The sequence below is a fragment of the Candidatus Omnitrophota bacterium genome (genome assembly GCA_028715965.1).
Lineage (GTDB): Bacteria > Omnitrophota > Gorgyraeia > Tantalellales > Tantalellaceae > JAQUQS01.
In genome coordinates this window covers 1-24,097 of record JAQUQS010000015.1, presented here as the reverse complement: position 1 = coordinate 24,097, position 24,097 = coordinate 1, and the positions used below count along the sequence as shown (strand labels likewise).

20 protein-coding genes and 2 tRNA genes are annotated in these 24,097 nt (G+C 51.1%); 5 read left to right on the top strand and 17 right to left on the bottom strand.

Features of this window, described 5'->3' with window-relative positions; genetic code table 11:
• Positions 1–37: 37 nt before the first annotated feature.
• The 6 genes from PHH49_06600 to PHH49_06575 are packed head-to-tail and all read right to left on the bottom strand — an operon-like array spanning position 38 to position 9,751.
• Entirely contained in the window at positions 38–3,184 is a 3,147-nt protein-coding gene (locus PHH49_06600; GenBank protein MDD5488609.1) for a CusA/CzcA family heavy metal efflux RND transporter, read from the bottom strand.
• Positions 3,185–3,198: 14 nt separating this feature from the next.
• Complete coding sequence (locus PHH49_06595) at positions 3,199–4,356, bottom strand: efflux RND transporter periplasmic adaptor subunit (protein ID MDD5488608.1); 1,158 nt, start codon at positions 4,354–4,356, stop codon at positions 3,199–3,201.
• Positions 4,357–4,368: 12 nt separating this feature from the next.
• Positions 4,369–5,631 (bottom strand): TolC family protein, encoded by a 1,263-nt coding sequence (locus PHH49_06590; GenBank protein MDD5488607.1) that lies wholly within the window; start codon positions 5,629–5,631, stop codon positions 4,369–4,371.
• Between the two features lie 28 nt (positions 5,632–5,659).
• Positions 5,660–7,996, bottom strand: coding sequence for a YfhO family protein (locus PHH49_06585; protein ID MDD5488606.1), 2,337 nt, complete (start codon positions 7,994–7,996; stop codon positions 5,660–5,662).
• Positions 7,983–8,750 carry a class I SAM-dependent methyltransferase gene (locus PHH49_06580; GenBank protein MDD5488605.1) on the bottom strand — a complete coding sequence of 256 codons (768 nt, stop codon included), beginning with the start codon at positions 8,748–8,750 and terminating at the stop codon, positions 7,983–7,985. Before PHH49_06580 ends, PHH49_06585 begins: the two co-directional genes overlap by 14 nt.
• 8 nt (positions 8,751–8,758) lie before the next feature.
• Positions 8,759–9,751 carry a glycosyltransferase family 2 protein gene (locus PHH49_06575; GenBank protein ID MDD5488604.1) on the bottom strand — a complete coding sequence of 331 codons (993 nt, stop codon included), beginning with the start codon at positions 9,749–9,751 and terminating at the stop codon, positions 8,759–8,761.
• 167 nt (positions 9,752–9,918) lie between these two features.
• On the opposite strand from PHH49_06575, the gene PHH49_06570 reads away from it, so the two are divergent.
• The gene (locus tag PHH49_06570) at positions 9,919–11,160 is read left to right on the top strand and encodes a S41 family peptidase (protein MDD5488603.1); all 1,242 of its coding nucleotides are present in this window, start codon (positions 9,919–9,921) and stop codon (positions 11,158–11,160) included.
• On the opposite strand, the gene sbtM is transcribed toward PHH49_06570, so the two are convergent.
• The 4 genes from sbtM to PHH49_06550 all read right to left on the bottom strand — a co-directional run bounded on the left by sbtM (position 11,151) and on the right by PHH49_06550 (position 14,787).
• Entirely contained in the window at positions 11,151–12,773 is a 1,623-nt protein-coding gene (sbtM, locus tag PHH49_06565) for a thio(seleno)oxazole modification radical SAM maturase SbtM (protein MDD5488602.1), read from the bottom strand. The genes PHH49_06570 and sbtM overlap by 10 nt on opposite strands.
• 54 nt (positions 12,774–12,827) lie before the next feature.
• A complete protein-coding gene (gene sbtA, locus PHH49_06560) occupies positions 12,828–13,115 on the bottom strand; it encodes an SbtA family thio(seleno)oxazole RiPP natural product precursor (GenBank protein ID MDD5488601.1) in 288 nt (95 codons plus the stop codon).
• Positions 13,116–13,231: 116 nt separating this feature from the next.
• On the bottom strand, positions 13,232–13,636 hold the full coding sequence (locus PHH49_06555) for a DoxX family protein (GenBank protein ID MDD5488600.1): 405 nt from the start codon (positions 13,634–13,636) through the stop codon (positions 13,232–13,234).
• 8 nt (positions 13,637–13,644) lie between these two features.
• Entirely contained in the window at positions 13,645–14,787 is a 1,143-nt protein-coding gene (locus PHH49_06550) for an FAD-dependent oxidoreductase (GenBank protein ID MDD5488599.1), read from the bottom strand.
• A 168-nt stretch (positions 14,788–14,955) separates the two neighbouring features.
• Between PHH49_06550 and PHH49_06545 the strand changes: the two genes are divergently transcribed.
• Positions 14,956–15,486: a DUF308 domain-containing protein gene (locus tag PHH49_06545; GenBank protein MDD5488598.1), complete on the top strand. Its 531-nt coding sequence runs from the start codon at positions 14,956–14,958 to the stop codon at positions 15,484–15,486.
• A 247-nt stretch (positions 15,487–15,733) separates the two neighbouring features.
• On the opposite strand, the gene PHH49_06540 is transcribed toward PHH49_06545, so the two are convergent.
• The 3 genes from PHH49_06540 to PHH49_06530 all read right to left on the bottom strand — a co-directional run bounded on the left by PHH49_06540 (position 15,734) and on the right by PHH49_06530 (position 18,177).
• Complete coding sequence (locus PHH49_06540) at positions 15,734–16,837, bottom strand: glycosyltransferase family 9 protein (protein ID MDD5488597.1); 1,104 nt, start codon at positions 16,835–16,837, stop codon at positions 15,734–15,736.
• 285 nt (positions 16,838–17,122) lie between these two features.
• A complete protein-coding gene (locus tag PHH49_06535; GenBank protein MDD5488596.1) occupies positions 17,123–17,788 on the bottom strand; it encodes a hypothetical protein in 666 nt (221 codons plus the stop codon).
• Positions 17,789–18,100: 312 nt separating this feature from the next.
• Positions 18,101–18,177 (bottom strand) — tRNA-Arg (locus tag PHH49_06530).
• Between the two features lie 340 nt (positions 18,178–18,517).
• Between PHH49_06530 and PHH49_06525 the strand changes: the two genes are divergently transcribed.
• Positions 18,518–19,180, top strand: coding sequence for an aminotransferase class IV (locus PHH49_06525; GenBank protein ID MDD5488595.1), 663 nt, complete (start codon positions 18,518–18,520; stop codon positions 19,178–19,180).
• 6 nt (positions 19,181–19,186) lie between these two features.
• On the opposite strand, the gene PHH49_06520 is transcribed toward PHH49_06525, so the two are convergent.
• Entirely contained in the window at positions 19,187–19,672 is a 486-nt protein-coding gene (locus tag PHH49_06520) for a ferritin family protein (GenBank protein MDD5488594.1), read from the bottom strand.
• A gap of 157 nt (positions 19,673–19,829) precedes the next feature.
• Between PHH49_06520 and PHH49_06515 the strand changes: the two genes are divergently transcribed.
• Positions 19,830–20,963, top strand: a complete 1,134-nt coding sequence (locus PHH49_06515) for a GGDEF domain-containing protein (GenBank protein ID MDD5488593.1) — start codon at positions 19,830–19,832, stop codon at positions 20,961–20,963.
• A 6-nt stretch (positions 20,964–20,969) separates the two neighbouring features.
• On the opposite strand, the gene rfaD is transcribed toward PHH49_06515, so the two are convergent.
• The 3 genes from rfaD to PHH49_06500 all read right to left on the bottom strand — a co-directional run bounded on the left by rfaD (position 20,970) and on the right by PHH49_06500 (position 23,429).
• The gene (gene rfaD / locus PHH49_06510) at positions 20,970–21,932 is read right to left on the bottom strand and encodes an ADP-glyceromanno-heptose 6-epimerase (GenBank protein ID MDD5488592.1); all 963 of its coding nucleotides are present in this window, start codon (positions 21,930–21,932) and stop codon (positions 20,970–20,972) included.
• Between the two features lie 25 nt (positions 21,933–21,957).
• The gene (gene lpxD, locus PHH49_06505) at positions 21,958–22,977 is read right to left on the bottom strand and encodes a UDP-3-O-(3-hydroxymyristoyl)glucosamine N-acyltransferase (protein MDD5488591.1); all 1,020 of its coding nucleotides are present in this window, start codon (positions 22,975–22,977) and stop codon (positions 21,958–21,960) included.
• A gap of 167 nt (positions 22,978–23,144) precedes the next feature.
• Entirely contained in the window at positions 23,145–23,429 is a 285-nt protein-coding gene (locus PHH49_06500; protein ID MDD5488590.1) for an HU family DNA-binding protein, read from the bottom strand.
• A gap of 249 nt (positions 23,430–23,678) precedes the next feature.
• Here PHH49_06500 and PHH49_06495 point away from each other — a divergent pair.
• Positions 23,679–23,754 (top strand) — tRNA-Arg (locus PHH49_06495).
• Positions 23,755–24,097 lie beyond the last annotated feature (343 nt).

The window sequence follows — 24,097 nt, the reverse complement described above, 5'->3', positions numbered from 1 at the left end:
CCCGATCGGATAAGGTTACTATATAAAGGTCCTTTTTTCAAGCCTTCCCTGCGACAGCAAGCGCGCGTTCTTTTATCCACGAATAAAGCACCGGGACCAGCACCATATTAGAAAGGGTAGCGGTAACAAGTCCACCTATAGTAGGGATAGCCATGGGTTTCATTATCTCCGACCCCGTCCCCGAAGAGAACATTATGGCCATAAGCGCGAGTATCGTGGTCGCTACGGTCATTATGGCCGGACGGATGCGCATAAGCGCGCCTTTCTCCACAAGCGCCCTTATTCCTTCCCGGGTCCCGGGCTTTTCCTTGTTAAAAAGATCGTCCAACACCGATAAAAGTACTACGGCATTATCGGTCGCCACCCCAAAAAGCGCTATGAACCCGACCCATACGGCGGTAGAGAACTTGAACCCGGCCACGAATAGCAGTATAACCCCGCCCATGAGGGACACGGGTATCCCCGAAAAAAGCAACAGGAGCGAGCTCAGTTTCCTGAAAGAGATGTACAGGATAAAAAGTATCACCGCGAGTGCCAGGACAAAGGACGGCACCAGACGCTGCCGTGCCTGCATCTCCGACTCGAACTGCCCTGACCAGCTGATAAAATATCCCGTCGGGATGACCAGGCCACCGTTATCCACTCTGTGTTTCACGGCGCGTTTGGCGTTCTCGACAAAGTCCACTAGACCGGTCTTCTCCGGGTCCACGTTTATGAATACCCTGACATACGACTGCGTATTCTCCGAGTTTATCATCGCGGGCCCGGACGTTTTTTTTAGTTCCGCGAGCTGCGCTAGAGGTATATGCTTGCCGTCCGCCGTACATACAAGCACACGCTCGAGTGATACCGGGTCATCCCGGAGTTCACGCAGGTACCTGACCCTGACCGGGTACCTTTCCCTGCCGTCTATCACCCATGTGAGGTTCATGCCGCCTACCGCGGTCATGATTATATCCTGCACATCATCCACCTTCACCCCGTACCTGGCGGCTTTTTCCCTGTCTATGATGATCTCAAAATACGGCCGGTTCGAGACCCTTTCCGCGTATGGATTGACCGCGCCATCGACCCCGGACACTATGCGCTCAAGCTCAGACGCTATCTCGACGGACCTGTCGATATCCGGACCGAACACCTTTATGCCTACCGGCGTCTGTATGCCCGTGGCCAGCATATCTATCCTGTTGCGTATAGGCTGCGTCATTATGGGGCTCACGCCCGGCATCATGGTCTTTTCTTCTATGAGCCGCACAAGTTTCTCCCTTGTCATCCCCTTACGCCACTTACTCTTATCCTTGAGATGTATTATCGTCTCGATCATCGTGACTGGCGCGGGGTCTGTCGCCGTCTCGGCCCGCCCCAGCTTGCCGACCACCCACTCCACCTCGTCCGGGAAACCCTCCTTGATGATAACATCCTGCCGTTTCATTACATCCATGACCTGGGTAAGCGACGCTCCCGGAAGGAGCACAGGCATAAAGAGAAGGTCCCCTTCGTTCAGGGGCGGCATGAACTCCTGTTTCACGTTCATGCCGCAAAAGGTCCCGACTACCACAAGGAATACGGCGACCGCTATAACCACTTTTTTGTTGTTCACGCCCCATTTTATAACAGGGCGGTATATGGACTTCAGTATCTCCGTAGTCCTGTTCTTCTCGGGAGGAGACAATCTGCCTTTCAGGGAATAATACGCGAGCGTGGGCAGGAGCATGAGCGTGATAAGCGCCGCCCCGACCATGGTAAAGGTTTTGGTGAAGGCAAGCGGCCTGAAGAGTTTGCCTGCCTGGCCCGTAAGCACGAATATCGGCAGGAAGCCTATGATAGTGGTCAATAGAGCGACCAATATCGGTTTCCCGACCTCTCGCGCTCCCTCCTCACACGCGTCGAGCCTTTCCGCGTCACTTACGCCTTTATCCCCGGACCTTTCCTGCCTTACGAGTATACTTGTATATATGTTCTCCACCATCACGCAGGCCGAGTCCACCATGACACCGATAGCGATAGCTATCCCTCCGAGTGACATTATGTTCGCGTCGATCCCGGACATGGCCATAAGAAGGAAAGCTATAAGGATACCCAGCGGCAACACCACGGATATGGCCAGGCTCCCCAGGAAATGCAGAAGGAATACCGATATGACCAGGACGGTTATTATTATTTCCTGCAGGAGTGTCGTCCTCAGGGTGTTGATCGTCCTCAGGATAAGCCCGGTCCTGTCATAAAAAGGCACGATACGGACCCCGGGCGGAAGCCCGCTCTCTATCTCTTTTATCTTCGTTTTTATCCGGGAAATGACCTCTAGGGGATTCTCGCCGTACCGCATTATCACGACACCACCAGTGACCTCTTTCCCCTCTTTATCCAGCGCTCCACGGCGGAAATCCGGCCCCATTGTGACTTTGGCAATGTTCTTCACGTACACCGGGGTGCCATTCTTGGCTTTTATGACAATGTCCTCTATGTCCTTAGTGCCGGTTATGAACCCGACGCCTCTAACGATGAACTCCATGCCGCCCTCTTCGAACACCTTGGCACCTACGTCCAGGTTGGAGGCCTGGACGGACCGCATCACCTCATGCAGAGATACATCGTTAGCGATAAGCTTATTGGGATCTACGTCTATCTGGTACTGCCGGACAAACCCGCCGATCGACGCCACTTCGGACACGCCTTCTACCGACGCGAGCTGGTACCTGACATACCAGTCCTGCAACGACCGGAGCTTCTCAAGATCATAGCCGTCGCCTTCTACGGTATACCAGAATATCTGCCCTACGGCAGTGGCATCCGGCCCCAAAGCCACGACGACATCTTCGGGTATGGACCGCTTGGCCTGGTCCAGCCTTTCAAGCACCCGCGTACGCGCCCAGTAAAAATCGGTCCCTTCCTCGAATATCATGTTTACAAGGCCGAACCCGAAAGCGGATGTCGACCTCACCACCTTCACCCCGGGTGTCCCCATAAGGCCTGTGGTCAAGGGGTATATGACCTGGTCTTCTATGTCCCGGGGGCTGCGGCCGGGCCAGTCAGCATATACTATTACCTGCATTTCCCCGATATCCGGGATCGCGTCTATCGGCACCTGTTTCATGGCGTTAAAACCCGCGAGTGCCATGAATATGAAAAGACCGATGACCACGGTCCTGTTCCTGACACATACTTTTATTATTTTTTCTACCATGTCATCCCATCACATCAATGTTGATGTGCCGTTTCTTTCGTCTTAGGGCCAAGGGATCCGCCGTATGCCGAAGAGGCCACGCCGGTTATCTGGCTTTGTGAGTCTATAAGAAAATTCCCTTTTGTCACCACTTCTTCTCCCTCGCTGAGCCCGGAGATCACGGGATAGAACTCCCTATCTCCCCCCTCGTCCTTCGAAGTCCCTATGGCCCCTACTTCTACCTTCCTTCCCTCGAACTTCCCGGGTCCCGTCATAACCCATACGATCTTACGTGTACCCGTATCCAGAAGCGCCTCTTTGGGCAGGGCCAGCGTCTTGCCGTCACTTGAGACCAGGCACGTGCCTTCTATGTCCACATTAACATACATCTCCGGTTTAAGTTCCAGTTCCGGGTTGTCGATCTCGGCCCTGAACCGTACCGAACGCGTGGCCGGGTCGATTACCGGGTCTATAGCTGAAATAACGCCTGAGAACATCTTGCCGGGATAACTTTCCGATGTCACCGTCACCTTACCCCCCACCGGCACCCAGCTGATCTCATACTCGTATATATCACCATACACCCACATCTTTTTATCGGGGAGCACAAGGCCTTCCTGGATCTTACCCGTCTCCGATATCCCGTCGATCTGTTCGTCGCTAAGTCCAAGCAGCCTTAACTTCTTCCGGGACGCGTCCACCATTCTTTGCGTTCTGTCCCTTATCTCCGGATCCCCGCCTCCGGACATTTTTTCCATGGACTCGATACCGGAGATCAGCTCTTCCTGCGCTATGGCCATATCCGGATCATACGCAACATTGCCAGCCGCCCGAATGTTCTTGCACAGTTTCCTGCGCGCAAGGGTTTCGGTACGCACGTCCGCGCGTAAAAGCTGTTCTCTCGGCACCGTGAGCGCCACGACCCCGGCATCCGGGCCTAACGGCCTTTCTTGCCCTCCGCCCGCCATCACGGCGACAAGAGACATACCGCATATCGGGCACTTCGTTGACCCGTCGCGGTATTCTTCCGGCGAGACATGTACCGTCGGATGCATACCGCAAGTATAGTATTTCACATGCTCTTCTCCCGATACCTTGTCGGCGGAGGGCCCCTGAAGCCTTCCGCAAGAGGCGAGCAGCACGGTCGCGCACACGAGCGCGGCCATGTAAACGAATGGACATGTTCTTCTCATATGTACCTCTTCTCAGAATTCACGACCTACCACCCTTTCAAGAAAAGCCCTTGTCTTAGCATGGTCGGTTATGGCCCGATAATACGCCAACTTCGTCTGTAAAAGAACCCTTTCGGAATCGAGCCAGTCTATGAAATTCAATGTACCGGTCTCATATCCGTATCGCGTCACTTCCAGGGATTGCTCCGCCTGCGGGATGAGCGCGGTACGATACAGGTCTATGGTATCCTGGTAGAAATTCAGCCGGTAATACAGGTCTTCCACCTCATACCGTACCCTGTCTTCCATGCTGCTGACCTCTTGTCTCCTGGCTTCAAGCATGGCCTTCTTTTCCTTTACCTGCGCGGATAACTTGTCGAACCATAGCGGTACGTTCACGGACACGGTCCCCATCCAGGCGTCCTTTCCGTCATCGGGACGGCTCGTATACCCGGACCCTACCGAGATATAATCGAACCCGATCGACACGTCGGGGACATATTCCGCGACTGCTATGTTCTTTTCGTATTCGGCCCGGTCCTTTTCTATGCGTGCCGCCGTAAGTTCCTGGCGGCCCTCCATAGCCATTGATATGAGATCATCAAGTGCTATCTCGGGTCCGGGTGCCGGCACATCGGCCACGCGTCCAACCGGGGCGCCGTCCTTTCTCCCCAGGACGGATCTCATGCGCGCCTCGGCCGTTTCCCGGCTGTTCCTGAGCTGCAGCAATTTGTCGTCGAATCTCGCCAGCTCGATGTTAAGCTTGATAACATCCTGCTGCATAGCCTTATTGGATTCATATTTTGTCTGCGCGGTCCTGGCCACTCCGTCGACGATGCTTTTCTCCTGCTCCGTAAGGCTTATCGCCTGGTCTATCCAATAAAGCTCGAAGAAAATGAACTTCACGTCCTTTATTACGTCCATGATAGCGGCTTCATATTCCTTCTGGAGCTTTTCCGCGCTTTTTTCCTGTGCTTTACCACGATAATACAGCTTCACAGGATAAGGCACTTTGAGCTTTCCGCCATATTTATGTTGTTGCGGACCCACACGGGTCTCGACGCTTTCCCCAAAATACGTATAGCTTACCTCCGGGTCCGGCAGGGAATATTCCCGCTTTACCCTGTATTTAGCCGCCTGCCATAACCCTTCTTCTGCCTTTATAGCGGGATTGTTCTCTATAGCTTCGGTTATAAGAGTTTTCAGGTCCTCGGTAGCGGCCCACGAGATCGTACCGCACAGGAATATGGGGAGGAACGCTATTATGAGTATAATACGTGTTCTTTTCGTTGGCATGTTCCGTCCTGTTCCGGGTTATATACTATCAGAACGCTTTTTTAAGGTTCGTTTCGGCCTGGTCGGACAGCCATTCCTTGGAGTCTTTACGGCCGTATTCCCAGCCAAGGTCTATAACATTCCCGGGGAGAGAGTCCCGCGACTGCCAGATATACTGGGTCCCGAGGTTCCGTCCGGTATAAAGGCTATTATACCACACGAGAAATATCGCCGAACAAAAAAGACCCGCGGCCAGTATGGATATCCACCGTGAACGGATATCCCTTACCGCTGACAACGGGTAAACCAGCAGACCAAAAAGGGTGGCACACGAGATGACCATCCCCCAGAAAGAGGCCGGGGAATGGTACCTCATTTCGATCGTATGTCTGCCCGCGGGCATGAATACGGCTTGCTCCATCCCGTTCGCCCTGTATATGCCCGCTTTTTTGCCGTCAAGCGACGCCTGCCATCGCGGGCTGTATGGATAATTAGTGATAAAAAAACAGTTGGCGCTGGCTACCGCGTCATATTCCACCCGGTTGAAAGAACTGTATACCAGATTGAGGTATCCCAGGAAATCCTTGTCATATCCGTTCTTGGCGACCTCGTCCCCCACGTATCCCTCGACTATCGCCACACCTTCTTTTTTCGCGCCTTGCCCCATAAGGGTGTAATCTTCCTCGTTCGACGACGCCGGCACGTATGCCGGGCAAAGTTCCGCAAGCCGGGACTCGAAGAAGAAACCTTTGTCCCTGTGTATGCTTACAGCCCTGGAAGCCATCCCGTACCCGACCTCGGCCGCGTAGGAAAGCTTCATCTTCTTCTCGCGCTCCATGCTCATCATCGTCCTGCTGTACTTCTCGGGATGGAAAAGCGTGCCATACCTGAGTACAGATATGCTCTGCAGCAGCACGAGTACCACCGCCGCCGCCAAAAAGAGCTTTTTCCTCCCGGGGACGATCCCGCTGAGGAATACGGCCGCGAGGGACAGAAGCCCGGCCATGTTCGATACGTAACGTACCGCAACTGGTGCCGTATATATAAGGCCCGTGTCCCATTCCCCCACGTTATGTATCGGCACTTTACATGTAGCTACCCAGAACACCATCATGGTCACGGCCGCACACGCCGCGAGAACGGAATAAAGAGGTATCCGCCTCTCTTTGCCCCGCGCCTTCACGGTAATATCGCCATACAGGAACACCCATGTCAGGAGCATTGAAGCTAACGGGGGAATGACCACTCCTATCCACCATGAATGCCGGAGCCCTGAAGCAAGGGGCAGATATTTCCGCATGTAATACGGTATCGGCGTGAGGGGATCAATGGAAAAAACAAGAAAGAACATCATCGCGGACCACAATATCCACGCGCTCCTGGATATTTTAACCTTAAAGATACTGAGAACAGGCATAACAGCAGCCATAGCCATCACCGCGGAGCCGCCGAAAGAACTTTTATAACTGCTCTTCAATGGGTCAAAGAACGCGTTCAGGCCTTCTACCAGAAGTGGCCATGTCCCCGGATCGAAAACATACCGGATCTCTTCCTGTACTCGATCAATATTGTCCGCCAGAAAACTGAAATAGAACGGCACGGCATATGCCGCGGATAAAAGCATACCGGCGGACATCCCCCCGAAGACCGCGAAATAATATCTTCTCTTCTTTCCCGGGTCAACGGTCCCGACACCACAGTCCCGCAAGAACGCGGGTACCATAACAACGAAAAGAAAGACCGATATCAAAGCGTAATACATGACCTTGGGATGTCCCCCGCATATCGTGAGATATGTAGCTCCGGCTATCATGAGCGGTCCGGCATATTTAGTCTCCTTCATATATTGCCTTACGAGAAGGGCTATCAATATGATAAATGCCGTATAGTTCTCAAGCGACGCGCCGTATCGGAACACGAAAAGTGTTTTGAGGTTGTATATCGCGATAAACGACAATATGAACGCCGGGAGCCCATCGGCCCCCATACGCCTGAGGATGCGGAACAGCATAAGCTGGACAAATCCCATCGAAAGAAACCTGAGAGCGGTATTCCACTCAAGTGAATATCCCGTCCAATATCCCGGCATTACCGACGCGACATAAGGAAGCGGATGGAATATCTGTCCTAGGGTAAGGGCGCTGGAGCTCATCCCTCCCCAGTATCCCGGAATATACAACGGGAAAGAACCTTTGTATATCGAGAACATGAGTTCCAGCTGGTTGTTCATGGGATAACGGAAATAATCAAGCCCTAACGCGTTCTCCGAGATAAAGGGCGCTATCCAATAGAAGACAACGAACGGGACCGCGAAGAAAACAACGTCCTTGAACCTCATGGCCGCGCTCTTTATCGTTGGGATCTTTTTCCGATCAAATATTCCCATGCGCTCCCCGGTCATGTTGCTTTCTCCCCACCACGTAATATTGCGCTCCGGCTGGCAACCATGAAATGGATCGCTCGAAGGCCCGGGTCCATTTACCGCTTAGCCTGGGCGGCACGAACAGGAAATATCCCGTTCTTACGTGCGCCATACCGGCTTTTTTCATAAGAGATACGGTTTCCACCGAAGAGAGCAGTTCCGCGTTCCTGTCGATCTCGGCCCTCTTGACCACGAACAGCGTGAGCGGGTTCCATGGATTATGCTCGAACACGATGAACGTCCCCCCGGGGACAAGTGCCCTGTATATGTTCGTGACCACGACCTGCCGCAAGACCGGCACTATATGATGGAAAACACAGCTTGCGTATATAACATCGTATCTCTGGTCGGGCAGCGCGCGTCCTTCCGGGTCCATTTCGAACAATTTCGCGTTCCCGGTATCGTGTCGGCACCGCCCCTCTTCTATCATGCCCGGGGATACGTCACACCCTTCCAGCCGGAAGCCCTTCCCCCTCTCGCTTATAAGTCCCAGGAACTCACCGGTTCCGCACCCGAGGTCCAATATGCTTATATCTTCACGCCCTGCCCTACCTGTCCCATAACGGGCGGCGATCTCGTCCATCAGGATATTCGCTTTTACCGCCAAAAAATCTTTCTGGCTCCGACCCATCATCTTTTTGAGCGGGTCATCCATTCCACCGTCATATCCTTTGGCGTAAGAGTCGAACTCTGCCGGTTTTTTCCTGTCTTTTCCCATAACGACCTTTATTCCACGCGGAAGGGATAGGGTTCCGCGGCTCGCAGGGCCCCATCCGTGACCATATCGCTCACAAAATACAGCGGGCGGTCCTTTGCCATATCATATATACGCCCCACGTACTCACCTATAAGCCCAAGCGATAAAAGATTAAAGAATCCGAAAATCACTATTGAAAGTATCAGACTGGTCCATCCGGGTACCAGTTCCTTCCCTCCGGCGAAATGCTGCAGGAGCACATACACCAGGTAACATAGCACCGTCGATGAAGCTATAGCGGAGAATATATACGCCAGTCTGAGGGGAAAAGAGCTGAACGATACTATGGCGTCCATTGCGAAACTGAACATCCGTGACCATGTATATTTAGACCTTCCGGCAGCACGCGGTTTCCTTTCATAAGGCACTATAGCGGTCTTGAAACCCATCCACCCCACCATACCGCGTATGTACCTGTGCCGTTCCCTTAAAGTAAGGAACGCCTTCATGCTCCTGCGGTTCATCAGGCGGAAATCCCCGGAATCCGCCGGCGCCGAACTCCTTGAGACAAAAGTGAATATCTTGTAGAACCATCTCGCCGTGAGCTTCTTGAGCAGGCCCTCCCCGTGCCGTCTTTCCCTTACGGTGAACACGATGTCGGCGCCCTTTTTCCATTCTTCGACAAGAAGGTCCACCACCTCCGGCGGGTCCTGCAGGTCAGCGTCCATGGATATAACGACATCGCCCCTAGCCAGGTCATATCCGCACGTAAGCGCCTGCTGGTGCCCGAAGTTCCTGGAAAGCCTAACGGCGCTCACCCTTTTATCTGAAAGGGCGAAAGTCGCTAATTTTTCCCATGTGGAATCCTTACTGCCGTCATCCACCAGCACGAACTCAACCTCGTACTCACCGGCGTATTTCCCCCCCAGCTCCCTGAGCGCCGCCTCAAGTGATGACATAGCAGTCTCTTCGTTATAAAGTGTTATGACAAAAGATATTAATGGTTTTTTGCCTGACAGCATATTCCCCCTCCGTTCAATGATATTTCGTGATTTAGTATACCATTTTACGCCGTTAATTTAAAATATTTTAAACCGTCCGGACCCGCGCGGTTAATCTTGTGCCATCATGGGAGAGATGCTATACTTATTGAGGCTGGTTACATCCTATTTTACCATGGTACGTATGTATGAGAAAATATACGCGTTATAGAAAAGTTGTTCTGGTCTCCGGGTTTTGCCTGGCGTTCATCCTGTCCCTGGTCTTCCGGTATATATCGGTCTTAAATGCCGGCAAGGGACCATATCTCCGTCCTCTCGGCGAGATATACCATACTTTCGGTAATTTTTATTATTTTCCGCTCCTCAAAAAGAACTACCGTCTTTTTGTCGGTGAATACACCCGCAACGTGGTCCTACCGGCATTAAAGGACGCGAATGATACCGGTCCCAACCCGCGATTGAACTGGAAAGCCTGCGCGGCGCTAACAAGTTTCCTGAAAATGCCTAAAGACCCTTTGACCAGGTTCATCCCGTCAGACCAGTTAAACGGACAGTTCAAGCTGGCTTACGGGTACGACATCGGTACGGGCATAAGCGGATCGGATACGGGCAAAGGGTTCCTTGTGGAGAAGGTCGAAAAACATTCCAACGCGTATAAACGCGGAGTAAGGCCCGGACAGGTGATAATACGCGTTAACGGTATCGACGCTTCCGTACTTGGGGGCACGATGATAACCAACATGCTCGAGGGGAACAACGGTCTTGGGCTCGAACTGGAGCTTTTTTCCCCGGATACCGGGCTTTACGGCACCTGTTCAGTGATGAATACACCTTTCTTCATAGAGACCGTTCTTGAGGAACCCACAGGGAAGAAAGGTGTCCGGTGCATCGCTATAAAACATTTCAACAAGAAGACCGCGGAAGACGTGGACGAGTTCATAGAAAAATTCCTTGAAGAAGGTATGACCGGTCTTATAATAGATCTCCGAGGGAACTCCGGGGGGCCACCATTGGCTGTAATGGATATAGCGAGCACTTTTGTCCCGCCGGGGGTTACTATCGCGGGTTTTTATAAAAAGAACGCTGTCCCCTTCGGCCTGATCACCAAACGCAAGGATATTTCCTATTCCGAGCGCCTTATGCTTATCGTCGACGGGACTACCGCCGGTCCGGCCGAGATCCTGGCGGCTGGCCTGCAATTCTTCAAGCGGGCCGTCATCGCCGGGACTGAGAGGACAGCTGGCCTGGCGTTCATACGGGAACTTTTCCGGCTGGAGGACGGTTCGGGCCTCGAGATGATAACGGGTAAGCCTTTCCTTCCCGCCTGGGGAGAGGATTTCTCCCTTTTTATTGAAGATGTGGTCCCAGACGTGCCTTTGCCTAAAGAGCATCACGATCTTGTGGGATATGTAGCGCGGAATTACTTTTGATATCCTGCGGGTCCACGGGGACAATGAGGGTCTTTTTGGGTAAAGATATCCATGCCGGCGCCGCTGGTAACAGCCATACAACCTCCGCACACATGCCTTAACCGGCAACCCCGACAAGCCTCGGGCCCCATACGGTATCTTTCCGCCAGTGAGGAATCATATATATCACCCAGACGTTGCCCGTTGACGTTCCCCAGAAGGGAGGGAAATTTCCTGCAAGCGTGCACTTCCCCGTCGGGGAGCACAGTAAGAAAATTGAACGCCGCGCCACACCCGTGCCCAGTACACCCTCCGAACAGCTCATCTTCGTTCCGGTCAAGCACTACATTGATCAGATTATCCTTGAACCCGATAATGGGGTTAGACTCCGAGGCCTTAACGAACCTTTCGACGAACTCCATATATTCTTCTCCCCCGGGCAGTTCAAGGGCCGCGCCAGAGCCTACCTGTGAAAGTCGGTTATAGGTGAAGTATTCCGCGTGCCCTCTCAGCCTTTCCGCAAGGGGCAGCACCTGGTCCATATTATCCTTAGTCAGGGTAAGCATGACCGCGCTTGGTATCCTCAGGTCGCGCAATATGCCCAGGAACTCTATTACGTTATGGAAATTGCCTTTACCCCTTATTTTATCGTTGTGCTCCGGGAGTCCCTCCAGGCTTACCTGGTAATATCCCGGCTTATGTATGGCTACAAGCCTTTTGAGCGCTTCACGGGTAACGGGATTCCCCAATATGGACGTGGAAAGTCCCCGTCGCACGGCCGAATGGTACATCTCGAAAAAATCAGGATGCATGAAAGGGTTCCCGCCGGTAAAACATACGTGGCCGCGCACTCTTTTTACGCGACAAAGTTCTTTCATGTCATCAAGGATCTTGTGGCTCTCGGCAAGCGAGATCTCCTCACGCCGGCTGCGGTCATAACAATGCATGCAATTGAGGTCACACGCATGGGTTATATGCCACTGGAGCGTAAAGACATCGGCATCGGTATATTCCCGTGACGGGATCGTACCCTCGTCTTTAGGGAACAGGCTGGCGTCCCTTCTTATGCGTGACCGCGGCGCGATCATTATACCTTTCGCCGCGGCATTCCTCAAGGCGTTCTCTATGGTCCCTTCGGCGTTCTCGCCGACTTCCGCCAGTTTATCCGGGTCTATCTTTTCCACTATGACCTTTATGGCCAGGAGTTCCTCCTTGGAGGCCGGGGCCACGTTCACGTTCCCGTTTTTAGGATCCTTCCAGGTAAGGACCCACTCCTCCCCGGGCATTGGCATATACACATGCTTCTGGTCATGTGGACTGAACAGGTGCGCTATTTTCCAGGTCGAATGCATCACTTCAAGAACGGGATTCAGTTCATATCTATCTACTTCCGGCATTTCCATGTCCGGCATTTCCGAAAGATCTACCTTTGCCCTTTCCACAACCAGAAGTCCCGGGAGAAAACCCGGTACATTTATATCATCGGCTACGCCCTCCACCACCTCAGGAAAAGCGCCCGGATCTACGGTATTCGGCACATGGGCTATTATCCTCTCCCATTCCTTTTCCCCAACTATGGACGAGGAAAGGCTGTATATGCCCGCCAGGTCTTTTCGCTTGATCTTTCTTTTCATTGCCCACAATAAATAAGGCAGGCTGTTATTCAGCCTGCCTTATCCTTCCCTAATTTAACTCCCGCATGTCTCGGAACCTTTTCCGCATGACCCCTTCCCACAGGACGACATTCCCGCGTCGGAGGAGGCTTCTTCGGTCCCCGTTTTGTCGGCATCCTCTTTACTGGCCATGGAAGTATCCTGTTTTTCGCCGGATTCCGACATCCCGGCATTCTTGCTCCCGCATGAGCCCTTACCGCAGCTTGAAGCTCCTTCGGCGTGTACGGTAAAAGTACCCAGACCAGCGATGAGCCCCGCGACACTGAACCCCGCAAGCAGCTTCTTGATCATTTTTTTATCCATATTCCCTCCTTTATCCGGCCCCTTTCATACATCCATCTCCTAAGCGGAGCCTTTCTCGGAAAAGATACTTATATTGTATCATATTATATGCATGGACCATAGTCCTCAACCATAATTCATAGTTTTTTCGTAATGCTCAACTTTCCGCCCCCAGATACCATCAGGGAGACACAAGCGGCCACTATTACAAACACATACTCTATGCCGCCATCCTTAAGAAAAAATCCGTTCTTAAGATGCACACTGACCGCTGCCACGACCATTATTACCGTAAGTACGCCCGCCGAAAGCCTGGTAAAGAGGCCCAGTATGAGGCAGAGACCGCCCAGAAGCTCTCCGTATCCGGCCATATAAGCCATAGGAACAGGTGGATCTATATTCAGGGACCCCAGGAACTTGGCAAAGTTCTCTATGCCGGGACCGCCGAAAAGCCCGAAGACCTTCTGCAGGCCATGTGCCATGAACATAACACCCAACCCCAATCTTATGGGTAATGCCGCCCATTCCCTCCATTTATCCATATCTCCTCCTATGTTCTTTTCCTCATGAGCGCGGTGAACAATACTTTTTTATTTTTCAGCCCACGTAAACGTACCAGGCACATCAGGTAATGTGCGCATGTCGCCGCCCGCCCACGGACCCTGCGGCCGAACACCATACCACAAGAAAGGTTATTTGCCATGGGAATGATATACCCGGGATCTATCGGGACGAATCTCCTCAATTTCTTTCGTCGTATATCTCTGGCTATGTTCCGGGCTATGCTTCCGGCCTCCTCTATAGAGAACTGTATCCCCATCCTGATAAGTTCACCTTTATACGTCATTCCGGCACAGTCCCCCGCTACGAATATGTTATCTTTTACCCTGAGGTACTCATCCACGGATAACCTGCCCTGTCTCTCTTTCGAAAAAGGCGTTTTTTCAACGAACGCGGGCGTTTTCACTCCAGCGGACCAGACAAGCATGGAATTATCGAACATCATACCGTCCGAGAGGGTCACGATCCCGTTCTCGTACGATCTGACCGTAACGCCGGTCAGGACGTTGATCCCCAAAGCGGCAAGGTTAGCACGCGTATACTCTTTTATCCACTCCGGCATAGGGCCCAGTATCCCGCTACCAGCCTCAACAAGGTGTATCTCTTTATTCTTTTTTCCGCGGGACAGGAATATCCTGAGAGAAGTGGCGATCTCCACACCGGTATACCCCCCACCGCAGATCAGGTACCTTTCATACTTATCCTCATTAACGGCTTCCAGCACTTTTACCACGTCGTCAGCGTCATCGAACCTGAACGCCGCATTCTTTATTTTATCATTACCGTAAAAATTGGTCTCGGACCCGGCGGCTATGACCAGATATTCGTATCCGATCCTGAACCCTCCCGCCTCCACTACGTTCCTGGTGGGATCGATAGAGGTAACATTATGTTTTAAATGGACATACCCGTGCCGTGCCGCGTGTTTAGCAATGGGATACTTGAATATACCGGAAGGCACTCCCCTCCCTATTATGTCGGGTATCCCGGGAAGGAAATGTGAATCATCTTTTTTGTCTATCAGGATGATACGGGTACCCGTCCCCAGGCTGTTCTTCCGGGCGGATAACCTCTCCGCAAGGACCAGGCCGGCGAACCCTCCGCCTATGATGATGATATTTTCCTGCGCCATATGCCGTCTCCTTAGGCCTATATTTTACTACCCACGGACCACACCCGCAACTTACTTTGTCAACTAAATCCAAATCGTCAAAAAACAGGTTATTTATCCGGTTTTATGGTAATATTATATGAAGCATATCGGTTATCTGGGAGGCTTTTCCTTAAAAAGGGGGACGAAATGAAAAAGAAGGTCGTTACTTTTGAAATAGGCTGGGGCTGGTTCGCTCTTCTGGGAGCGTGTCTTTTACTTGCCGGATTTGCAGCAATATATATGCCGCTTATAACAGCGGTAGCCATAGATGTCATTATCGGGGGACTCTTGGTGATCGGTGGAGCGGCTAACATCTTATTCGTTCTCGGGCACAAGGACAAACAGGCGTTCATATTGAAGATCGCGTGCGCGCTCGTCCCTTTGGCGGTAGGTGCGATACTGGTATTTTATCCCCTCAAAGGCGCGCTCTTGATCACGGCCCTTATAGCCGCGTATCTGGCCGTTGAAGGCATTCTGAAGACCATAGCGGCATTATACATAAAACCGGACGTGAACTGGGGGTGGCTTATCTCCAGCGGCATCATCTCAATACTACTTTCCATGTTCATCTGGGTCAACCTGCCGTTCAACGGCATGTGGATACTGGGCATCCTTGTAGGCATAAACCTTATCTTCACTGGATGTTACCTGGTAATGACGGCGGTACTGCACAGGTAATAAAAGACCATCCTTTACAACATAAGGGGACAGGCAAGACCTGTCCCCTTATGTAAAACCGTTTTTATTCCCCAGCACAAACCTGTTTTATATTCAAAGCAAAACCTGTACCCCAAAGCTTTAACTAGCCAAGGTACAGGTTTAAGTTCAAGAACGGGGACGGATTTGGGAGCAAGAACGGTGACAGGTCTAGCTTTGATCTTAAAAACGGTTTTAACGAGGTAAGATCCGCGTTTCGCCTGCCGGCCTATACCCCGAATTGATGCAAATGTTCATGAAGAAAGAAAAGCGGACCTTCCTCGACCATGAAATGGAACATTCTTAGTATCCCAAGAATAGACGTCTGGCATCTAAGCAGGACTTTGTTCACGCTTATAGAATCGAATTTTCCGCTTATGACATGGCTTTGGGCATCAAGGAGTATCTCTTCCCCATTTTCGTTCTGGAGAAGCACACTGTTCTTTCCCAGCGGGCGCCATCTTTGTGGGTTGATCCCGGCCTGTGACCGCAGGAAAAGCGATATCACCGGTATCCCTATTGCGGCACCCACATGGACCGGCCCGGAATCATTCGACACAAGGCCCTGACAACGCTTGAGTATGCTGGTTAGCTGGGAAAGCGTAGTCTCGCCCGTAAGATCGAATACGCGGTTCCCGGCGGTCTTTTTTATGGCCTCGGCGGCAGGACGGGCATCTGCCCCTCCAACGATCATTATGTATACGTCATTTTCCCTTATAAGCCGCTGGGCCAATTCGGCATACGACTTCGTCGGCCATAACCTTGTCGGGCAGCTTGCGCTGGGATGAAGCGCGATAACGGGTCTGTCCGTGAGCTTTTTCTCGCGAAAATACCGGTCCGCCCACTCTTCCGACCCTTTATGTATAGTGACCTGAAGGTCCAGGTCCCCGTCTTTTGCCCCGATATCTTCTAGGAGGTCCATGCAATATTCCACTTCATGCTTGGTCCCCAAATGACGCCTGTCCTTAACGGGATGATTTAACAAAAAACCGTATTTCTTATTCTTATATCCCAGCCTGTACGGGATCCCGGCAAGAAAACACGCCAGGTTCGTATGTTTTTTAGTATGGTATATTACAGCCAGGTCGAATTTCTTCTTCCTTAAGGTCCTGATGTGGCTTAAATACCCCCACCATCCGGCGGATCTATTCTCAAGGATAAATTCATCGATGAACGGTAGACCATCTACAAGTTCCCTGGTCGACGGGTCAACCCACAACGAGATCTTCGCGCAGGGGAACTTATGGCGTAAAGCGCGTATAGCCGGTATGGTCAGAACTACATCCCCCATGCGATCGGTACGCACCACGAGAATATTCTTGAAGTCCCGCATAAAACCGTCCTTTATATATCTACTGCAAAAAAGAACTAATTATAAGGATGAGATCGCTATATTTACACTTGGAAGGATACTTTCTTTTGACCAGTCCATTATATTGCGTCATCGCCGGAAACACAATGTTTTTTAACTTAACTCGCTTAAGCTTTTGGTCCGAATGCCTGTTCACCCAGGAAAAGACAACGAGGAGTCCGGCATCAAGCCGGACGTAAAACCCGAAGGCGACCGAAAACGCAATGTCTGAGGAAGTGTCGCGAAGCCCCCTGAACGAACAGGCCCCTAAACAGCGTAGCACCCGGCGGGGCCAGCCCCCATATTTTCATTGCGGCTTTTATGCCAGGGCAGGAAAACCAGCCCCGAGCTATTTAAAGTTATGAAGGCGACCGAAGACGCAATGTCTGAGGAAGTGTCGTGAGGTCCCCCGAGCGACTCCCTGGCTGGCACAGTGACAAAGAGATAGCTTTTCCGGGGGAGCTTGTTTCCCCGGAAAAGATAGAACGCAGTCACAAAAAAAGGCATCCTTCTCAGGATGCCTCTTTTGAGCCATTTTCTTATAGAAAATGGCGGTCGGCGCCTTCCCGGGACGCCAACATTTCCCCCAGACATCTCTATGCCCGGGATTTCCTCGAGGTCAATGCCTCTTCGGTCACTCACGTTCGGTGCCCCCTCGGTCATGCCAGGCAGGAAACCGTGCTTCGCTTCTTCAGATACGCTTACAGGGTCCCTGACTGGCACAGTGACGGAGAGATAGCTTTTCCGGGGGAACTTGTTTCCCCGGAAAAGATAGAACGCAGTCACAAAAAGAGGCATCCTTCTCAGGATGCCTCTTTTGAGCCATTTTCTTATAGAAAATGGCGGTCGGCGCCTTCCCGGGACGCCAACATTTCCCCCAGACATCTCTATGCCCGGGATTTCCTCGAGGTCAATGCCTCTTCGGTCACTCACGTTCGGTGCCCCCTCGGTCATGCCAGGCAGGAAACCGTGCTTCGCTTCTTCAGATACGCTTACAGAGTCCCTGACTGGCACAGTGACGGAGAGATAGCTTTTCCGGGGGAGCTTGTTAAGGCTACAGGCAGGAAACCGTGCTTCACTTCTTTAGCTACGCTTACAGGGCCCCTGACTGGCACAGCATTGGAGAGAACTTTATCGGAAAAGCTCGCTTTTACAGATAAAGTGAGCGGAGATGCACAAACATCCGAAAGGATGTTTGTAGCCATTAAATACAAAACCCCGCCTAAAAGCGGGGTTTGTGTTTAATGGCGTGCCAGGCAGGATTCGAACCTGCGACCAACGGCTTCGTAGGCCGGTACTCTATCCAGCTGAGCTACTGGCACGCGTAAATTTCTGCTATTTTCTATCCTGCGTGCCACACCTTTTAGCTACGACCGAGGACGTAATGTCCGAGGAAGTGTCGCAAGCTCCGCCGAGCGACCTGGCACGCGTAAATTTCTGCTATTTTCTATCCTGCGTGCCACACCTTTTAGCTACGACCGAGGACGTAATGTCCGAGGAAGTGTCGCGAGCTCCGCCGAGCGACCTGGCACGCGTAAATTTCTGTTCTCTTATTCTTGTTCCTGTTGTCCCAGCCAGAACATCCGGGATCAACCATAATAAAATTTGAGTTTTTATTGTAACACATTTATAATATTAGTCAACGAACTGGTTCCTCAACACATGAAAGAGGTAGTAATGGCCGATAACGGTTCATCCTTCCAGCTTATCGAGACCATCCTGTGGGAAGAGAACAGATATTTCCTTCTGGGCCTTCATATGGACCGACTAAGATCAAGCGCCCGAACACTTTCCCTTTCTCTGGATGAGGCCCAAGTACGGAACGAACTGGACAAAATAGCCGCGTCTTTTGCCCCGGATAAGGAATACCGGGTCCGGTTACTTCTTGCTCCGAACGGCGGCCTGAAAATATCACATTCCCCCCTGCCTCCACCACCAACATATCCGGTAAAAGCTGTATTGGCCACAAAAAATACCGAAAAGGATGACCCCCTGCTCAGGCATAAAACGACTAACCGGTCACTTTACGATACCGAACTTGGAAAAGCCCGGACTTTGGGTTTTTTTGACGTTATCTTCACTAATACAGACGGTGAAGTGACCGAAGGGGCCATAACCAATATTATCGTGAACAAGAACGGGCTGTTCCTGACGCCGCCGATATCTTCCGGCGTCCTGCCCGGAGTTTATAGGAAATATCTCATGGATTCCGGGAAAATCCCGCTCAAGACAGCGATACTTTACAAGGAAGATATCCTGGGGGCGGACCATGTGTTCCTGATAAATTCCGTAAGACGAATGATGCCCGCGGAGATCACGCCATAAGAGCGTTCAACTCTTGCCGTCCACCTTCTCCCTGAAGTGGAACATCTTAGCCAAATGGTTTATCTCTTCATCCAAGAGATCATCTATCGTCCTGGCTCCTTGGGCATCCGCGTGTTGCCTAAGTTCATGAAGAAAAAGCATCAGGTCTTTTTCGAACGTTATCCCCGCGCGAAGGGCGTCTTCCTCGCTCACGGTCGTCTCTAAAAGCTGTTTCCTGGTCTTGTCGCAGTTGAAGGTATTGGTATCCACGAGCGACCTAAGGTACATGGCCCTTTCTCCCGGATACGCCTCTTCCTTCTTCCCTCGGACCGAGTCCAGTATTTTCTCAAGTTGCACCTTGTGTTTTTGCTCGTCCTTCGCGAACTCGGTAAAAAGCTTACCGACATGGTAATTCTCACTATTACGCGCGAGAGCCAGATAAAGATCCACCCCCCTCGCCTTGGCCTGTATGGCCATCTCAATGATGTCTTTCGAGGTATATTGTATATCCATAAACCCGCGCTCCTTTCGGTTTCGGTTTTCATGGAAAATATAGCATATAAGCCTTTATTTTTCAAATCATATAAGGATCGGGCGATCTTTGCATTTTTACCCTTGAAGATATATACTTATAATAACTTTTCCAAGAAAGGCAGAAACATAGATCATAATGAAGATATCTTTCCTAAAGACCCGTTTCGTAGGATACCTGGTCCTCTTTTCGGTACTCAGCTGGTTCCTGTTCAACTTCCTGTTGAATCGCCAGGGGACCATCATGTACAGCTATTTTATAGAAAAACCCACAAGATATAACCTGGAAAGGGCCGAACGTCTGGCTTCTTCCATATACCAGAGCTTTAAAAAAGAGGTTTCTATCCCCACGATCGGGAATATTACGTCCTTTATAAATAAATACAACGATATCCCGTTCCTTAGCGTGAACTTCGTTTACCAGGACGACAATGGCACGATGAACAGCGTTTTGAACGACGTAAAAGAGCTGGACATCCTTAGCGCCGAGTATGTTTATCCCATAAAGTACGAGAACAGGGACGTGGGCACCCTTATGGTCTACGATATAAACAAAGAATACGAGAAAGGAATGAGCGAGTACGACCATATGCTGCTGGTAACGCGTATATCTTTCGCTATAATGCTGGTACTGCTTTTGTCAGTCCTTGTTTTCCGGGAATACAGCGCCGTTATAGAGCATGAGAAAAGAAAAGCCGAATATCGCGCGGTGCACGACGGTCTTACGGGATTATATACCCAGAAATACTTCAAGGAGTTCCTGCAACGCGAAGTGACCCGTTCACAGCGATATAAACGCCCGATCTCCCTCATAATGTGCGATATCGACCATTTTAAGAAATTCAATGACACGTATGGCCATCTTTGCGGGGATATGGTCTTGAAAACCGTCTCTGGCATCGTATCCACCGACGTCAGGTCTTCGGATATAGTGGCCAGATATGGCGGAGAGGAGTTCGCCATACTTCTCGTGGAATCTTCCATGGAACACGCTTCAGCGGTCGCGACGAGGCTCAGGCAGCTCACGGAGCGCGCCATCGACATAGCGGAGCGCATAAAAAGCGATGTCGAACATACCGCCATACAATTCGACCACACGCAGGTGCATGTTACAATGAGTATGGGAGTTTCATCATATAACGGGCATGAGGACTATAAGGCGGAATACCTGATAAGCGAAGCCGACCACGCTCTTTATGAATCAAAGGAAAAAGGCAGGAACCTCATAACCATATTCGACCCGACCACCAAAAGCTTTACCAGCCACCCCTGATACACGCTAAAGATACGCTTCTTTCGAAAGATAGCCAATATAATCTTTTACCGAGTCTTCCAGTTCCCGGAAAGTTCTCGAATACCCGGTCCCTTTGAGCCTGGCCATCTCAGCTTGAGTGAAGTACTGGTATTTTGGGCGTATGTCCTCCGGCATTTCGACATACTCGATGACCGGTTCTTTCCCCAGCGCCGCGAACATCGCCCCCGCGAGGTCATTCCAGCTTCGGGCCTTACCCGTGCCAAGGTTGAAGATCCCGGTCTTATCAGGGTTGTTCAAGAGATGATACATAACATCCACGACATCCTTGATATATATAAAATCCCTTTTTTGTTCTCCGTCGGCATACTCCGGATCATATGACTTGAACAGCGTTATCTTGCCTTTATCCCGCACCTGTCGGAACTTCTTACAGATAACGCTCATCATGTCACCCTTATGGTATTCATTCGGCCCGAATACGTTGAAGAACTTTATCCCGGTAACCTTGCCTATAAGCCCGCTGGAAAGCACCCACATATCGAACATGTGTTTGGAAAGTCCGTACATATTCAGCGGTTTCAGTCCCTTTATGGAATCCACCTTGTCGCTATATCCCGCGCTGCCGTCACCGTAAGTTGCGGCGGATGACGCGTAAATGAACGGCACCTTGCTCTTGAGCGTCCATTCCGCGAGGACCTTGGAATACTCATAATTGTTCTTGATGAAATAATCCGCGTCGGTACATGTCGTCGAGCTACAGGCACCCATATGTACTACCGCTTTTGGACGCGGCAGTTTACGCTCCTGGACCATCCGGAGAAAATCATCTTTCTGCACGTAATCGATAAAACTTTTACCTGCCAGATTGCGCCACTTTTCCGAACTATCAAGATGGTCCACGACGAGTATATCCTCTACGCCCTCCTGGTTGAGTTTCGAGAGGAAACAACTCCCTATGAACCCGGCACCACCCGTAAGTATTATCATGACCTCTTTTTCCTTTCCCGAGAAACTATTCTTTTTCGTCAGGCAAAGACCTTAAAAGTTTGATGAGCTTGTTCTTGTTCTTGATGAGCAGGCTCTCTATGGCGAACAGCTTCTTGAAATCCTTTATCTCCCGATGAGGATATCCCATAACGACCTTCTCCTCGTCGACCCTGCCTGTTACCCCGGATTTAGCGGCTATCCTGGCGTTCCTGCCCACGATGACGTGGTCGGCCACTCCCACGTTCCCTCCCATCATGGTATTGTCCCCGACAATAGAACTCCCCGCTATGCCTGTCTGGGCGGCTATCAGGACATTCCGCCCTATTTTTACGTTATGGGCGATCTGCACCAGGTTGTCAATCTTCGTTCCACAGCCTATTTCCGTGTCAGTGAACGTACCCCTGTCAATACACGTATCGGCCCCTATCTCGACGTCATCCCCTATCACAACACGTCCCATCTGCGGGACCTTGTAGATCTTACCATCCTTCGGGAGGTAGCCAAATCCATCCGCGCCTATGACCGTCCCCGAATGTATGATAACGTTCTTCCCTATAATGGTATTCGGATATATAGTAATGTTCGGGTTGATGACAGTTCTTTCCCCTATCGATACGTTATCCCCAATAGAACAATTCGGACCGATCTGGGTGTTCTTGCCCACTCTTACGCGTTCGCCCACGACAGCGTGCGCCCCGATCCCCACTCCATCACAAATGGAAGCCGAATCCGCTACGACAGCTGTTGGGTGGACCTCTCCGGTCCTCGGCGGGAGGATCTCCATCATCACGTTATATAACACGGTCATGGCTTCTTTAATGTCCCTGACCCTGATCACAGTTTTAGGGAAAGTCTCAACATGCAATGAAGTGATAACACAGGAAGCCTCGCTTTTGCCCGCGGCTTCCAGCGCTTTATCGTCCACCGCAAAGGTTATATCACCTTTCGAGGCGATATCGCTCAGTTCCATGCCCGTTACGACCGTGGTGCCGTCCCCGACCACCTCGGCCCCAAGGAATTTTGCTATTTTGCTGACAGTTATCATATCCATATCCTGTTATACTGCTCTGATTTACCGGCTTTTTTATTATACATTATGCCCCATAAAAGTCCAGCTGTTAGTATCCGGCTTTCGAACCGGGCACCTATCCCAGAAAAAAGAACGGTCCCGCCATTAAATGACGGGACCGTCTGAATGCCTTTTTGACGATATTAGAGATTGTCAGAAAGACCCTTGCCAGCCTTGAACGCCACAACTTTTTTAGCCGGTATCTTTATGGCTTTTCCGGTCTGCGGGTTTCTGCCGTTCCTTGCTTTCCTTGTCTTCATCTGGAAAGTGCCCAGCTCAGGAAGACGAATAACTCTTTCTTTCGCGTTGCCTTTTGAAAGACGGGTCGCGAGAGCGCCTACGACGGTATCATATGCTCTGCCCGCTTCGGCTTTCGTTTCGTATCCACCCATTTTGAATACGGATTCAATAAATTCAGCCTTGTTCATCAACTACCTCCTTAGTTAAGTTGGACAAAACTTCCATAAGAGAGATATTACTAAATTTCACCGGCGTTGTCAATATCATTTAGTGGATATAAGGGTTTCCGAGCATCAACGTTCTGTAGTCCAAATTCTACGCGGTTCATAGAATAACACGATTTTTGATTTTTCGGCATTGTGTGATCCTTACGATTTACATACGGAAGAAAAAACAGTATAATGTTCCACAATACGTTATGTGCGCGTTAGTTTTTTGTCCCCGTAGCTCAGATGGATAGAGTACCGGCCTCCGGAGCCGGAAGCGACAGTTCGAGTCTGTCCGGGGACGCCATAAAAACAAAAACCCCCTTCATGGGGGTTTTTTATTTTTCATAGCTCGCCGACAGGCTTGTTTGAGCCGCAGGCACGTCTGAGACGGGTTTTATTCAACTTGGATCACGTAACGGTTCGCAGTAGGCGCTGTCGATCCCGATTGCCAGAAAAGAACTAACTATACGACCAGACAAAACACAGCCACTGAACACCACGCATAGAGGGTTACGCGCGAATGCGCGTTTTATGGACGGTGGAGCTTCGCAGTTATGCGGCCTTGCCTTTTCTCCATATCGCTCCTACGGGTCATTGCGGCCGGCAGATATCCCGTACACGAGTTCTGTGGCCTAAGGCCACAGCAT